This is a genomic window from Dietzia sp. PP-33, assembly GCF_033790845.1.
Taxonomy (GTDB): domain Bacteria; phylum Actinomycetota; class Actinomycetes; order Mycobacteriales; family Mycobacteriaceae; genus Dietzia.
Map to the genome: position 1 here is coordinate 15,098 of NZ_JAMYEI010000017.1, position 14,501 is coordinate 29,598.

The 14,501-nt window shown below is 64.6% G+C and carries 16 protein-coding genes; 4 read left to right on the forward strand and 12 right to left on the reverse strand.

Going from position 1 to position 14,501, the window contains the following annotated elements:
- Positions 1-109: 109 nt before the first annotated feature.
- From NJE57_RS19120 to NJE57_RS19150, 7 genes are all read right to left on the reverse strand, one after another.
- On the reverse strand, positions 110-1,375 hold the full coding sequence (locus NJE57_RS19120) for an NAD(P)/FAD-dependent oxidoreductase (RefSeq protein WP_319030104.1): 1,266 nt from the start codon (positions 1,373-1,375) through the stop codon (positions 110-112).
- On the reverse strand, positions 1,372-1,692 hold the full coding sequence (locus tag NJE57_RS19125) for a 2Fe-2S iron-sulfur cluster-binding protein (RefSeq protein ID WP_319030105.1): 321 nt from the start codon (positions 1,690-1,692) through the stop codon (positions 1,372-1,374). The genes NJE57_RS19120 and NJE57_RS19125 overlap by 4 nt, the downstream gene beginning before the upstream one ends.
- 75 nt (positions 1,693-1,767) lie before the next feature.
- On the reverse strand, positions 1,768-3,279 hold the full coding sequence (locus tag NJE57_RS19130; RefSeq protein ID WP_319030106.1) for a glutamine synthetase family protein: 1,512 nt from the start codon (positions 3,277-3,279) through the stop codon (positions 1,768-1,770).
- Positions 3,272-4,015, reverse strand: coding sequence for a type 1 glutamine amidotransferase (locus NJE57_RS19135; protein WP_182640221.1), 744 nt, complete (start codon positions 4,013-4,015; stop codon positions 3,272-3,274). Before NJE57_RS19135 ends, NJE57_RS19130 begins: the two co-directional genes overlap by 8 nt.
- Positions 4,012-4,317 (reverse strand): hypothetical protein, encoded by a 306-nt coding sequence (locus NJE57_RS19140; RefSeq protein ID WP_187701174.1) that lies wholly within the window; start codon positions 4,315-4,317, stop codon positions 4,012-4,014. Before NJE57_RS19140 ends, NJE57_RS19135 begins: the two co-directional genes overlap by 4 nt.
- Before the next feature lies 1 nt (position 4,318).
- Positions 4,319-4,918: an aromatic-ring-hydroxylating dioxygenase subunit beta gene (locus tag NJE57_RS19145; protein WP_182640222.1), complete on the reverse strand. Its 600-nt coding sequence runs from the start codon at positions 4,916-4,918 to the stop codon at positions 4,319-4,321.
- Positions 4,915-6,255 carry an aromatic ring-hydroxylating dioxygenase subunit alpha gene (locus NJE57_RS19150; protein ID WP_319030107.1) on the reverse strand — a complete coding sequence of 447 codons (1,341 nt, stop codon included), beginning with the start codon at positions 6,253-6,255 and terminating at the stop codon, positions 4,915-4,917. Before NJE57_RS19150 ends, NJE57_RS19145 begins: the two co-directional genes overlap by 4 nt.
- Positions 6,256-6,480: 225 nt before the next feature.
- Between NJE57_RS19150 and NJE57_RS19155 the strand changes: the two genes are divergently transcribed.
- From NJE57_RS19155 to catC, 4 genes are all read left to right on the forward strand, one after another.
- Positions 6,481-7,497 carry an IclR family transcriptional regulator gene (locus NJE57_RS19155; RefSeq protein WP_182640224.1) on the forward strand — a complete coding sequence of 339 codons (1,017 nt, stop codon included), beginning with the start codon at positions 6,481-6,483 and terminating at the stop codon, positions 7,495-7,497.
- A 129-nt stretch (positions 7,498-7,626) separates the two neighbouring features.
- Entirely contained in the window at positions 7,627-8,493 is an 867-nt protein-coding gene (gene catA / locus NJE57_RS19160; protein WP_319030108.1) for a catechol 1,2-dioxygenase, read from the forward strand.
- A gap of 103 nt (positions 8,494-8,596) precedes the next feature.
- Positions 8,597-9,718: a muconate/chloromuconate family cycloisomerase gene (locus NJE57_RS19165; RefSeq protein WP_182640228.1), complete on the forward strand. Its 1,122-nt coding sequence runs from the start codon at positions 8,597-8,599 to the stop codon at positions 9,716-9,718.
- A gap of 32 nt (positions 9,719-9,750) precedes the next feature.
- Positions 9,751-10,032 carry a muconolactone Delta-isomerase gene (gene catC / locus NJE57_RS19170; protein WP_182691699.1) on the forward strand — a complete coding sequence of 94 codons (282 nt, stop codon included), beginning with the start codon at positions 9,751-9,753 and terminating at the stop codon, positions 10,030-10,032.
- 94 nt (positions 10,033-10,126) lie between these two features.
- Here the strand turns inward: catC and NJE57_RS19175 are convergent, their stop codons facing one another.
- The 5 genes from NJE57_RS19175 to NJE57_RS19195 form a co-directional block, all read right to left on the reverse strand.
- A complete protein-coding gene (locus tag NJE57_RS19175) occupies positions 10,127-10,915 on the reverse strand; it encodes a recombinase family protein (protein ID WP_319030109.1) in 789 nt (262 codons plus the stop codon).
- Positions 10,916-11,065: 150 nt separating this feature from the next.
- Positions 11,066-11,878 carry an AAA family ATPase gene (locus tag NJE57_RS19180; protein ID WP_182374544.1) on the reverse strand — a complete coding sequence of 271 codons (813 nt, stop codon included), beginning with the start codon at positions 11,876-11,878 and terminating at the stop codon, positions 11,066-11,068.
- Positions 11,878-13,332 carry a Mu transposase C-terminal domain-containing protein gene (locus NJE57_RS19185; protein WP_413464444.1) on the reverse strand — a complete coding sequence of 485 codons (1,455 nt, stop codon included), beginning with the start codon at positions 13,330-13,332 and terminating at the stop codon, positions 11,878-11,880. Before NJE57_RS19185 ends, NJE57_RS19180 begins: the two co-directional genes overlap by 1 nt.
- A gap of 2 nt (positions 13,333-13,334) precedes the next feature.
- Positions 13,335-13,937 (reverse strand): recombinase family protein, encoded by a 603-nt coding sequence (locus NJE57_RS19190; protein ID WP_063972675.1) that lies wholly within the window; start codon positions 13,935-13,937, stop codon positions 13,335-13,337.
- Between the two features lie 162 nt (positions 13,938-14,099).
- The gene (locus tag NJE57_RS19195) at positions 14,100-14,501 is read right to left on the reverse strand and encodes a MerR family transcriptional regulator (RefSeq protein WP_006898346.1); all 402 of its coding nucleotides are present in this window, start codon (positions 14,499-14,501) and stop codon (positions 14,100-14,102) included.

Here is a 14,501-nt window from a genome sequence, read left to right on the forward strand (position 1 = left end):
GGAGACCCGCCACCGGCAGCGCCAGCCGGCGCTCCCGCACGCCCATAGACGCAATCGCACCCACCGTCACCCGGCAGAAGCCGTCCTCACACTCCATGAATCAGCGGGGCTAACCCTTACGTGGCGAGACGAGTTTCTTCAGGGGAGTAGCAACGTCTACGGCCAGAGAGGGATCGATCGTCATATTCTTGGCGAGGGCGCGTTTGATCGCTAAGAACTCTGACGGTCGATTGACGCAGTCACCAGCGATGAGCTGTCCATCGAGATAGTAGAGAACGGTGAGTCCGGAATCCTTCTCCGAGGTCCTGACCACGGCCTGCTCGTAACCGTGCGATACACCCGCAATCTGTATTTTCAGACTCGCCTGATTCGACCAGAACCATGGGACGTTCTCACCGGCTTCCTCCCCGCCGATAAGTTCCATGGCGGCGACCTTGGCCTGGTTGATCGCGCTCTGAACCGATTCAAGCGCCAACAGTGAATCCGGACGGTGTGGATGGGCCGTTGTCGTACAGTCACCGATCGCGAGGACGTGGGGGTTGCTGGTACGGCAACGTCGGTCCACGACGATGCCCCCTTCGCAGGTGAGGCCGATCGAACGCGCGAGTTCGATATTGGGGACCGCACCGATCCCCGCGATCACCAGGTCCGCGGCCAAGGTGCGCCCGTCGGCGAGCCTGACGCCCGTCACGCGTCCCTCCGCCCCGGTCAACTCACTCACCTGCGCGCCCATGACAAAGTCGACGCCGGCGCTTTCGTGTGCGGCGACCAGGTACTCGGAGAGTGGTGCTGAGCCGACTCTCTCGAGCACTCGCTCCTCCCTCCCGACAACGGTCACGGGGATCCCGCGGGCGTTGACAACCGCGGCCGCCTCGAGGCCGATGAATCCTGCGCCTATGACGACGACCCGCTCGGCCCTGTCCAGGTCGTGCCGTAGCCGGCGGGCATCGGTGAGATCCCGGAGGTAATGAACGCCGTCGAGCTGGGCTCCGGGTACAGGCAGTTCACGCGCACGCGCGCCGGTGGCCAGAACCACACGATCGAAATGGATGAACCCCTCCGTGGTTTCGGCTGAGCCGCTGCCAGCGTCACCCACTTCAAGCGCGACGATCTCGGTCCCGGAAAGGACATCGATCCTCTGCTCGCGGTACAGCTGAGGTTCCCGAAGGCTCAGGTCCTCCTCCGTGACCAGGGAGTTGAGAAAGTCCTTGGACAAGGGAGGCCGATTGTATGGAGGGTCCGGTTCGTTCCCCACCACCAGGATGGCGGGCTCGTACCCGCCGCCGCGAAGCGCCAGCGCCAGGTTCACGCCCGCCTCTCCAGCGCCAACCACCAGGACTCCGGTTGACCGGTCCTGCGCAGATCCGGGTGTCATTGTTCCGGTGCCACCGTCACCGAGAGTCCGTCGAGACTCGGTGACATACGGATCTGGCAGGACAGACGGCTGTTCCCCGCCCTCGGGCTCTCCGCGTCGTCAAGCATCTCGTCCTCGAAGTCGTCCGGCCCGCCCACGGCTGAGAGGAACTCGTCGTCGACGTAGACGTGACAGGTGGCGCACGCGAGTGCTCCACCGCATTCGGCGACGATGCCGGGAACCCCAAATCGGACGCCGGTCTCCATGACGGACGAGCCCTCGTTGGCCTCCACAGTCTGAATGGACCCGTCGGGGACGGTGAAATTGATTCTTGGCATTGCAGTAACCCTCGGAGAGTGGTGCGGCGGGGGCGCCCTAGGGCGGTGGGCGCCCCCGCACGCGGTCGGTATCGGTCAGAACTGGGTGAAGTACTCGCGGTGCTCCCAGTCGGTGACGCCGTTCACGTAGGTGGACTCGTCCGGGTTCTCGGCGACCCACGCCTCGTACCGGGACACCTCACTTCGCTTCATCGTCACGAGGTAATCGATGAACACGTCGCCGAAAGCGGACCTGTAGAAGCTGTCCGCCTCGAGGACGTCAACGGCCTCGGCGAGGGAGGTGGGGAGCTGGGGCACCTCTGCGCTGTAGGGATCCTCGCTGAGGGGCCCCGGAGAGGTTCTGTTGACGATGCCGTCGTAGCCGGCCGCCACCTGGGATGCCAGGTAGAGATAAGGGTTGGCCGAGGACTCGCCGACGCGGTTCTCGACGTGCGAGGCCTGGTCTCCGGGAGCGCTGATGACTCGCATCATCGCAGCTCTGTTGTCGAACGCCCACGTCATGCGATCCGGGGCCAGCGAGTATGGACGCCGGCGACGGTAGCCGTTGATGGTCTGCGTGGTGAACACCGAAGCCGCGGCGCCGTGGGCGAGAGTCCCGCCCACGTAGTGCTGTCCGAGTTCGGAGAGGGGCTCTCCTTCGCCGGGAACCATGAGGTTACGGCCGCTGCCTGCGTCCACGATGGACGTGTGCAGGTGCCACCCGCTGGCGTAGAAACCCTCGATCGCGGGGGTGGACATGAACGAGGTCAGGTAGCCGTTCTTCTTAGCGACCTGCTTGACCGTCATCTTGAACAGCGCGGCGGCGTCGGCGGCGTGCAGCCCCTCGAGGACGTCGAACGTCGTCTCCACCTGGCTAGGCGCCCACTCGTCGTCGAAAGAGCGGAGCGGCAATCCCATCGCCAGCGTGGCATCACGGATGGGCTTGAGGGCGTCCTCGATCTCGTCGAGATGGTCGATGAGGAGGTAGTTGTAGCCGCGTGCGACCGGGGCCACCTTCGGGGGGTCGGCCGGGGTGCCCGGGGAACCGAGCGAGCACGATTCGAGCAGATCGTCGACGATTCGGGTCAGGTACCACTCCATCTCGACCCCGACCTTGATGGCGAGGTTGTTCTCGGCTAGTTGAGCCAGCGCCTTCTTCAGGATCGTCCTGGGCGCGAGGGGGAAGGGACGGCCATCGGTCATGTACAGATCGGCGAACACGACCGCCGTCCGCGACGCCCAGGGCACGAGGGTGAAGGTGCCCGGGTCGGGAACCATGGTGACGTTCGGACTGCCGCCGACTCCGTCGATGTCGAAGCCGCCGTCCGGGCTGAAGGGGTTAAGCACGATGGCATCGGCGGTGTCGAAGAAGAACGGCGCCATCGTGATCGCGTTGCCCGCTTCGAGTGCGCTGAAGTAGGCGGGCACGGTGAGCGCCTTCCCACGCAGCTGACCGTACTGGTCGGGCCAGACCAGCCGGATCACTTCGATGCCGTGCTCCTTGACGAGCATCCGGGAGTGCTCGGCGGCGTCGAGTTGCTCCATCGTGTGGAGGTCGTGGCGCTCGATGAACTTCGCTGCGCTGGGGCGGATCACGGTATTAGTCATCGAGAGTTTCCTTTGTGAGGGAGTGGGTGGGACGTGAGGTGACGGGTTCGACCGGGGACGACGGGGCGCCCCAACTGTCGAACCATTGGTTGAGGAGGGTGAATGCGAAGTGCGAGTCGTGGTCGAAGTACTCGTGGACTTCGCGCTGGACTTCGGCGACGTCGATGCCGTACGTTTCGAGCTTCTCGGTTTCGAGCCGGAGCAGCGTGTCCATGCCAGCCAGGGTCATCTCCGGATGGAACTGGATCGCCAGCGCTGAGCCGATCCGCCAGGCCTGGATGTATCGGTCCGAGGTCGCAAGGATCTCGGCATCAGGCGGTGGAACAGCGGCATCCGAGTGAAACGAGAGGTACCGACCCGAGAATCCGTGACCCCCCGGAAGCGCCTCCACGTCGATCACGCCGACTTCCAAACCGGTTGCGCCAGGTTCGGCGGCACCACCCAGGGCCCGTGCCAGAACCTGTGACCCGAGGCAAATCGCCAGCACGGGCGTGCGCTGCTCGACTGCGCCGCGGAGGTAATCCTCCTCCTCCAGTAGATACGGATGCTCATCAACGCGGTAGGCACTCTGGGGACCACCGAGCGCGACCACTGCGGAGACCTCCTCGAGTGGGGGGAGGGAGTCTCCGCGGTGGAGCTCGTAGAGAGCGGTGGGGAGGCCCCTACGATCCGCCACCTCGGCGAGCCGTCCTGGCCCGGTCTCAGCAGCGTGACGGATGATCGCGATGGGTTTCATGACTGCGGCCTCGGTTCTATACGGGTATCCCACGGCTCCCAGTGGTCGACCTCTGCAAGTGCGCTCAACAGACCGGATGCCTCGTCTCGGTCGACGGCGAGCCAGCTTGCGTCCGGCCGCGCCTCGTAGACCGAGAAATCCCAGAAATGGAGGCCTTTGGTCGCCTTGACTAGCGGGGAAAGGGCTGCGAGCTGGCGCTCGAGTCTGTGAACCTTGTTCTCGAGACCCTGACACCGCGATTCGAGACTCTCGATCCGGGCGGAAGGGCTCTCGTTCACTGGAAGTGTGGAGTCGGAATCCATGTCAGAACACCAGCGTGAGGTTCTCGTGCACTTGCTCGGAGTCCAGGAGATTGGCCTGCTTCATCTGGATTCGCAGTGTTCCCCCAAGGTCTCTGAGCACGTGTGCGTACCACCCGGCGTAGGTTTTCGTGACGCCCGCCCTGAACTCGTAGATGACGAAGTTGGACCGCACCAGGAGCGCGCCGGTTTCTTCGTCAAGCGTGGCCTCGACGTTGGTGATGAGCCTTCGGGTGCGAGAAGCCGGTAGCTGGCTGAACGCCAGTCCCGTCCGGAGCCAGTACACCCGGTCGGTCAGCCGGCGGCGATCGTCGAAAGCGTGCGAGACCTGGTACCTCGGGTCCCCTGCACCAGCGGTGATCGGCACCCAGTACAGGCAGTCGTCGACGAAGAGTTCAAGCCAGTCGTTGAGCCGCGCATTGTCGACGAGGAGCGCTTCTCGAGACAGGAAGCCCTGGACGCGAGCGAACGTCTCCATGTCGCACTCGGGCCAGTCCTGCTTGAACGCGATCGATAACCGGTTCAGTTCATCGTAGAAATCCGGTTGCACGTAGTAGGAGAACCGGGACGTGTCGGAGAACTCCGCTGGGATCTGCGCACTCATCGCTTCACTTCCTCGTCCGTCATGATGCGCAGCCACTCGTCGTAGTACTGGCGCATGTGCATCTCGTCGGTGACGGCACTGGAGACCACTCCGTTCTCGTCGATCTCCTGCCAGTTCTCCACATTGAGACCACGATTCATGAGGATCCACTCCTCCTCGGGGGCGGAGAGTCCTCTCTGAACCTCTTCGAAGTTCGCCTGGTCGTCAGGTTCACCGAAGGCGGGGAAGTCCTCCTGAGTACGCATCCTCATCGTGTTGACCTCCTCCGGAACCCCGCCGATGCTGGTGGCGTTCCAGGTGAGTTGGGTCCGGTCGACGGCCAGCGGTTCGATTACCTGAATCTGATTGCCGATGATGAGCAGGTTGGGGAAGATGTTGAGGTTGATCTGGGACCCAACACAGAGATCGAGCAGCTCGTCGGCACAGTCGGGGTAGCTCTTCCTGATGTGCTCCTCGAAGTGCTCCCGGCCGGGCTGGGGGCGCTGGTTCTCCCAGAAGCTGCCCGGGCCCTCATAGTTGCCCCGCTGGTCGAGAACGCTGTGACCGTTGCCCAGGAGGTAGGAACGCATCGGACCGCTGTCCGGCGTCCTGCCGAAGTAGGCCATGTCTTTGCTGTCCCCCATACGAGAGGCCATCTCGAGTAGGGACCTGTGCGAGAACGACGGATGGTATCCGTCCCCTGCGTTGTCGTACGCGAGCTTCCAGTTGCCGCGATACCCCATTCTGTGAGCTGCGTTCTGTACCTTCACCTCGCCTTCCGGGGCTCGGTCTACCCAGTAGTCGAGCCAGGGCTTCGCATGACCGAGCCACTCCGAAACCGAGGGCGCATCCTCGTTGAGGGTCCCGAAAATGAACCCCCGGTACGTTTCGACTCGTGCCACGCGACGGAGCCCGTGATCCTCCTTGTCGAAGTCCGCTCCGTATCCCTGGGGCCACGGGGCACCCACCAGCTCGCCGGTATTGCGGAACGTCCATCCGTGATACGGACACTGAAAACTCTTCGCGGTTCCGCTCTCTTCGCGACACACCGTCGCTGCGCGATGAGTGCATCGATTGAAAACCGCGTGCAACTCGCCGTGCCGATCCCGGGTGACGATGACCGGGCGGAGACCCATCCGGATAGACAAGAACGAGTTGGGGTCCGGCACCTGCGACTCGTGGGCGAGATAAACCCACGACTTTCCACCGAAGATCGCGGTCATCTCCTCTGAGAAGATCGCCTGGTCGGTGTAGAGGGTCCGATGGACGCGCTCGTCCTGCACGAGGGACCGCAGCTCTTCTGGTGAGCTGGTGCGCGGCGAGAACGCACTTCGCGTCTGGGCATCCTGAGTGTTCATGCCTACCTTCCTGTTGAGCGGCCCCGAGGCCGTGACCAGGCGCCGCCGAGGGGGACGCTGAACACTGTCGACAGTGCAGTTATATGGGCCACAAATGAAGAGGGCAGGGTCCGAATTCCGCCCAGCGGGACGGTGTGCCCTGCAGCGAACGAGTCTCGACTTAGTCGATACGACAACGGATACTGTGGCCCAAACCTCTCAACACTGTTCGTACAGACCTGAAGCATGAGGAAGATGATGGGCACTGCCTGGCGCGAGTCGGATTCGGGAGCGGGCGCTGTCGATTCGGTCCGACGAGCGTGCCGATTGCTGCGGGCACTTGAGGAGCACGACTCGCTTTCCGTTCGGGGAGCAGCGGTCATCGTGGGCGGGTCACCCACTGCCACGCACAGACTCCTGAGCGCGCTCAACTTCGGCGGATTCGCGCTCAAGGACGACCGCGGTCGGTATCGCGGCGTGGGCCGTGACCTTCCTACGGGTGTGGCCCCCATCGAGTGCGCTGAGGCGTCCCCTCTCACTTCGGTCCACCGGGCACTGCTGTTGCTGCGCCTGCTCTCCGCGGGGCGTGTCCTGTCAGTCAAAGACGCGTCTGAAGTGCTGGACGTCGCGCCCTCGACTGCGCATCGTATTTTTCGGTCGCTGGTCCTCGAAGGTATGGCGATCCAGCTTCCGGACAGGCGGTATCGCTCCGGCCCCTCGTTGGCGACTAACGTGCGCCCTCTAGCGGTGTCCGACATTCTCACCGCTCTGAGCGCGGTTTCCGCGGCAGTCCGTGATGACACCGGAGAGACCATCCACGTGTGGATGCCGGAGGGGCCCTACGTTCGGCTCGTGCACGGCATCGAAGGAGCCGCAGACGACGCCGTGCCCCATGACAAGTGGCGGCGGGTGCCGGCCTACACCACCGCTGGGGGGAGGACCCTGCTATCCAGCCTGACGAATCCGCACGTTGAGGACCTGTACAAGGGCGGGTTCCCCCCTTGGAGAAACTCTCCCCTAACCAACATCCGGTCGCTGAAGCGTCGACTGTCCGTGGTTCGCCGCAAGGGCTACGAGACGAACTTCGAAGAAGGCGCCCAGGGCGTGAGCGGGCTGGCCGTAGCTGCGAGCGACACCCTCCAGCGCCCTGTGCTAGCGCTCGGTATCGCGCTCCCCAGCTACCGCTTCAACCCGACAGTTATCCCGCGGTACCGGGAATCACTCGAGAAGGCGAAGAGGGACCTGGAACAGAAGCTCGCCTGAGACGAGAGGGACGCCTGTTCCTCTTCGTGGAATCTGGACCCCTCGTATTTCGGATGCTTGCGGACACAGCCACTATCGCCTTGTCGATTGTGACGCATGCCATATTATTCGTGAACGACGAGGAGAATCATGCCCAGCACCGCAGTGCCCACCGCCGCCGGCTCCGGCTCCGCCGCCACTGACAAGTTCAAGGGCGTCCGTTTCTCGTCCGACACGAGCCCGGAGCGCGCCGCCGCCATCTACAAGGATGTCCTGACCAAGCTGTCCGAGGTCATCTACGAGCACGAGGTCACCTACGACGAGTACCGCGTGCTCAAGCAGTGGCTCATCGAGGTCGGCGAGGGCGGCGAGTGGCCGCTGTGGCTCGACGTGTTCCTGGAGCACTTCATCGAGGACTCCAACAGCCGCATCTTCACCGGCACCAAGGGCTCCATCGAGGGCCCGTACTACGTGCCGGACGCCCCGAACCTCGGTTCCAAGGCAAAGATGCCGATGCGTGAGGACGAGAAGGGCACCGCCCTGATCTTCAAGGGCCAGGTCCGCGACCTGGACGGCAACGGCATCGAGGGCGCGTCCGTCGAGCTCTGGCACGCCGACTCCGACGGCTACTACTCGCAGTTCGACGACGGCCTCGGCATTCCCGAGTGGAACCTGCGCGCCACCTTCTCCACGGATGCCGACGGCAACTACGAGATCGAGACCATCCAGCCGGCCCCCTACCAGATCCCGCACGACGGACCCACCGGCGAGTTCATCTCCAGCTACGACGGCCACCCGTGGCGCCCCGCCCACCTGCACCTGAAGGTCACCGCGCCGGGCAAGCGCCTCATCACCACCCAGCTGTACTTCAAGGGTGGCCAGTGGGTCGACGATGATGTCGCCGGCGCCGTCAAGCCCGAGCTGATCCTGCACCCGCGGCCCAACGCCGACGGCATCGACGAGGTGGAGTACGACTTCGTCCTGGACCCGGTCTCCGAGAAGCGGTACGTGGCCTGACCGGCGACGACCTCGTCTCTCATAGCCACCCGCCCCGGCCGCCACCAAGCGGCCGGGGCGTCGGCGGTCAACCGGCCGGTCCACCAACCCGAAGGGCTGAAAGATGTCTGATTTGACCATCCGCTCCGTGGAGACACGGATCCTCGACGTGCCGCTCATCAGGCCTCACAAGTTCGCGACGACCACCGCCACCGCACAGGCGATCCTGCTCGTCTCGGTGACCACCGACGCCGGGGTCGTGGGGTACGGCGAGGGCGTCACCCCGGGCGGCCCGTGGTGGGGCGGCGAGTCGGCCGAGACCATGCAGGTCCTGGTTGAGAAGTACCTCGCCCCGGTGGCGGTCGGCAGGCGGGTAGACGAGATCCCGGCGGTCCTGGAGGCGATGGAGGGCGTGGTGGCCCGGGGCCGTTTCGCCAAGGCCGCCCTCGAGATCGCCATGTTCGACGCCTGGGCCCGGTCGCTGGACGTGCCGGTGCGATCGCTGCTCGGTGGGGCGGTCCGCGACTCGATCGAGTGCACCTGGGCGCTGGGTGCCATGCCGCTCGAGGAGATGGTCGAGGAGATCGACGAGCTCATGGCCTCGGACCGGCACCGCACGTTCAAGCTGAAGATGGGCGCCCTGGACCCGGCCGAGGACGTGGCCCGCATCGCCGCGCTGGCCGAGCGTCTCGACGGCCGGGCCGGCCTGCGCGTGGACATCAACGCCCGCTGGGACCGGTTCACCGCGAACGTCCACATCCCGGCACTCGTGGAGGCCGGCATCGAGCTGATCGAGCAGCCGACCCCCACCGAGCAGATCGAGGTGCTGGCCGAGCTCAACCGCTCACTGCCCGTGCAGTTCATGGCAGACGAGTCTGTCCAGTCCCCGCACGACGCCCTCGAGGTGGCGCGCCGTGACGCCGCCGGCGTGATCGCGGTGAAGACCACCAAACTCGGTGGACTGACCCGTGGCAAGGAGGTCGTGGCGATCGCCCGCGCGGCCGGGATCGCGTGCCACGCCGCCACCTCGCTCGAGGGGCCGATCGGGACGGTCGCCTCGCTGCACCTCGCGTGCGCCGAGCCCGGCTTCAACTACGGCTCCGAGCTGTTCGGCCCGCTGCTGCTGGCCGAGACCTACGTGACCACCCCGATCCGCTATGAGGCCGGCCGGGTCCATCTGCCGTCCGGGCCGGGCCTGGGCGTCGAGATCGACCACGACGCCGTCGACAAGTTCACCCGCCACTGATAGCGGCACCACACGAGAAGGAGAGGCCGACGATGGCACTGTTCCACGTCCGCATGGACGTCAACATCCCCACCGACCTAGACCCTGAGGTCCGCGCCGACACCCTGGCCCGTGAGAAGGCCTACAGCCAGGACCTGCAGCGCTCCGGCACGTGGCGGGAGCTCTGGCGCATCGTGGGCCAGTACTCCAACATCAGCATCTTCGATGTCGAGTCCGGCGACGAGCTCCACGAGATCCTCCAGGGACTGCCACTGTTCCCGTACATGGACATCGAGGTCATGGCCCTGACCCGCCACCCGTCGCGAATCGACTGACAACGGAACGGACCCCCATCGGGGCGCACACGAGCGGGAGTTGGAGTTCAGCTGTCAGGCCCGGCAACAGCGCAATGGGGCCGCTCATCGGCGTTCACTGCGTGTGACGTTGGAGTGCGCGGTACAACGTAGAACGCCCGACTCCAAGATCGCGGGCGATCGCCGACGGCCCCTCCCCTGCCTCGATGCGGGCGCGGGCCGTCTCGATCTGCTCGTCGGTCAGTACTCGTTTGCGTCCCTTGTACTTACCTTTCGCCTTGGCGATAGCGATACCCTCGGCCTGGCGTTCACGGATGATGGCCCGCTCGAACTCCGCGAACGCCCCGAGCAGCGAAAGCATCAGATCCGCTCGAGGATCCTGGGCGCCAGCGGCGTAGGTGGCCCGCTCGTGGACGAACTCCACGCTCGCGCCCTTAGCCGTGATCTCGCCGACGATTTGCTTGAGATCGACCAGGGAACGAGCGAGCCGGTCCATCGATGCAACAACTAGCTCGTCACCGTCGCGGAGGTACCCGATGCACTCGGCGAGCTTCACGCGATCGACACGAGAGCGTGCGGACTGCTTTTCGATATAGACCCGGTCGCACTCTCCCACCGCCTCGAGCTGACGCGCCTCGTTCTGATCCGCGGCCGACACCCGCACATACGCCACCCGCTGCCCGCGCGGGCGCGAGGCCCGGTGGGTCGGCTTCGGATCCGGCTTTGGCTTTGGCTTTGGCTTCCGCTCGATGATGTTCTCCGAGTCCGTCGACTCCACCCGAAAGTTCCAGCCCAACTCGTCCCGGCGACGGAATCGAGTCCGCACCTTCCCACGGCTGACAATGAGCACCTCCTCGCCACCGTCACCCGAGCGATCAAGCAACGTCCCGATCCGATCAGCCATCGAAGCGCCCCTCCGCCAGGTGGTGTATCAGTACACCCTAGACCCGAGGGGACGATGTTTCAAAAACGCCGTACCGGACCTTGCGATACAGCGCCGATGATGTGACTTTCACCTTCGTTTGGCGGGATTTCGCAGGTTCGTTTGGCGGTGTCAGGTGATGCCGATGACGAGGGTGGATCGGGCGGCTTCGACGACGTCGTCGGTGATGGTGTTGAGCTCGTTGATCTGCATGATGCGCTCCATCTGCGTGAACAGTCTGTCGACGAGGCGGAAGTTGCCGCGGGTGATCCGTGCGATCGCGGCGAGGGCTTGAGCGTCGGTGAAGTCGTCGGGATCGAGGGGGTGGCCGTATTTGGGCCAGCGACGTTCCAGCACGAATCGCAGCTCGTCTTTGCTCAGTGGCCGGTACTCGTGGGCGAACCCGACGCGGCTGTAGAGCTGCGGGTAGCGGCTGAATCTCTTCTCGATCCCGGGCATGCCGATGAGGATGACGGCGACGTTGTCGCGGTCATAGTGGTCTCGCACCATTTCCAGGGCGGTGGCGTTAAGGCGGTCGGATTCGTCGATGATGATCAGCTCGACGTGCCTTCCCAGAGTCCTGGGTCGCGTCTGCAGTTCTCCGGTGTTGATCAGATGCTCGTCGATGCACGCAGATACCTGGACTGTCAGGCCGGTGAGATCGTCTCTGACCTGACGCGGAGTGCTCAGGACCGCGGGGGTGTAGAAGACTGTCCGTTTCCTGGCCAGGGCGGCATAGATCGGGAAATCGGAGTCATCGCGTGGTCCCCATTCCTCGAGGAGCCGCTCGGCTTTGTGCCAGTTCGCATACCGTCTGGCGGACAGTGTCTTACCGATCCCGGCTTGGCCGTAGCAGATGCCAATGGTGCGTTGGCGGCGTACGGCGTCGGCAAACTCGACGAATCTACGGTGCTGTTTGGTGGCGATGAACCGTTGCGGAGACATCAGTCATCCTCCAGGTAGGTGCGAAGCTTCGTCTTCCTCCGGGCTGGTGAGGTCGGTGCCGGCGAGGCCGGAAACGAGGGGCCTTGGTGGCCGGTGACGACGGCAATGCGTTCGGCGATCTGGCCACGTAGCTCGCGTCGGCGGACTGCGCGCGCGTGCTGAATGTCTTTGAGACTGACGGTGGTCGATGCGTGATCGGGGTCCACGGCCTTACAGATGTACTGGTTCTTGTGGAAGACATGGATTTCGGAAATGTCGCGGGGGTCGTACCGGATCACGACCTGCTCTTTGACGTAGGCGGCCAGCAGCGGCGAGACGTACCGCAGGCCCTGGAAGCGCACTCCGTCGCGGTGGACGATGCGCGTTTTGGCCACGGTCAACAGCAGCAGGTTGAGATCATCAATGGTCTCGGGCAGGCGGGGAAGCCACCCGTCACCGATCCAGGTCCGGTAGGGGCTGTCGCCAGTCTCCGGGTGGGTCCGGCGGTGATACTTGGCACTGATGAACTCGCCGATCGCGGTGTCGAGTTCGGGCAGCGTCAGTACCGGCTCGGGGTGCCGCTGACCGCGGGTGAGATAGCCCGGCAGCTCGGCAAGGAGTTCGGTGTTGATCGTGCCGAAGATCCGCTCGATCTTGCCGCGGCCCTGTGGTCTGGCGATGGTCGAGTAGATGATCTGAAAGTGAAGGTCCTTGGCGGTCTGGGCGAGATGGTGACTGGTGAAGTCGGTCCCGTGATCGACGTAGAGCACATCGGGCAGGCCGCACATCGGCCAGTTCGGATCGTTCTTCGGCCAGATCGCGTGCCGCAACGCCAGCGCGGTGTTCATCGCCGAGGGTGCACCGAGGAAGACCATGTAGCCGCACACCGCCCGGGAGTAGTCGTCGAGGATGACGGTCAACCACGGCCGGGCGGGCCGCCCGTTGGCGTCGAGGATGAGGATGTCGAGTTCGGTGTGGTCGGCCTGCCAGGTGGCATTGGCCCGCTCGGCTCGATGGCGCCACACCAACTCGTAGGTGTCCCGGTAGGCCGCTGCGCCCTGGTGAGCCAAGGTCACCATGCCGGGATCCAGACCGGTCACGATGGACCGCACGGTGCTCGCGGAGACCATCGGCCATCCGCGGCGGGTGGCGGTCGTGGCGGCCTTGCGGAAGATCGCCGCGGTGGACGGCCGAGGCGTACTCAGCGCCAGGCCTTCGATGTAGGCCACAAGGTCTGGGTGGGTGCGCCGCCCACGCTTGGGTGGCGTTGCCGGAGCCAGCGCGGCGATCCCGCCCTTTCTATACGCGGCGAGCCAGCGTTGCAAAGTGCGTTCCCCGACCTTTTCGGCTGCGGCCAACTGGGTCAGCGGGACCCCGCTCTCCACGTGTTGGCGTAGGACCTGCCATCGGGCCGCGGCAGTCTTCGCACCAGTGGGGGCGCCGATCGAACCTTGAGGTTCACTGCCCCCGCTCATTGCTACGCCGTCGTCGACTTCTGTCGGCGCGGAGCCGGGGGCTTATCGGCCCCGCGTTGCAGCGCTCGGTAGACGGTGGTGCGGCTGACCCCCAGGACCTCGCCGATTTGGGCGACGGTCATGTCTTGTTGCTCGTAGAGCTTGCGGGCGGTGCGCAGTTTGTCCCCGGACAACAACGGCGGACGCCCACCTCTACGGCCACGGGCTCGGGCGGCTTCAAGGCCGGCGTGGGTGCGTTCGGAGATGAGGTCTCGTTCGAACTCCGCCAGCGAGGCGAAGATGTGAAACACCAGCCGCCCGCCCGAGGACCCGGTGTCGATGTTTTCCTGCAGGGAGCGAAACTCGATGCCGCGTTCCTGCAACTCGGTCAGCTGATCGATCAGATGCCGAATCGATCGGCCCAGCCGGTCCAGTCGCCAGACCACGAGGGTGTCGCCCGGGCGCAGTTGATCGAGGAGCTTTCCCAACTCTGGGCGGGAGGCCAATGTCCCGGAGGCGGTGTCGGTGAAGACCTTGTAGCAGCCGGCAGCGGCGAGGGCATCGTGCTGCAGTCGGGCGTCTTGATCGCCAGTCGACACCCGTGCGTACCCGAAAGCGTGGCCCATACCGACAAATGTAGCAATACTCGTCGCTGCTGGGCAGATCAGAAACATAGATTTTGAGACTGGGTTCCGCTACAGAATTGGCTTCCGCCCACCTCGGCGTATCCAAATCCGGCGAGCTCGAGTTCACTTGTAGCAAAAACGGTCGTTTATGGATCAGCCTGCTTAGTCAAACCTCTGGCGGAATAGTTGCAAGAACTCGGCGCTGTATTCGAGTTGGGTCTGCAGTTCGAGGTAGCGCGCTTCAGCTTCGGCGCGGATCTCTTCGACGGTCATTCTGGCTGCGTGCCAGTCATCGAGCCCCGGCGATTCTGAGCGTTGGGCCGCCGTAAGGATGTCGGTGGCTTCGAGGAACTGCTTCATGCGTTCCAGCGAGAAGCCCAAAGGTTTCATTCGCCGGACGAGGAGTAGTCGGTCGATGTCGGCGTCGGTGTAGAGCCGGAATCCGCCGGCGGTGTGGCCGGAGGGCACCACTAGGCCGATGTCGTCGTAGTGGCGCAGCGTGCGGATCGACAGGCCGGTGAAGTCAGCGACCTCACCGACCATTCGTGCGGACTCTTCCCGCAT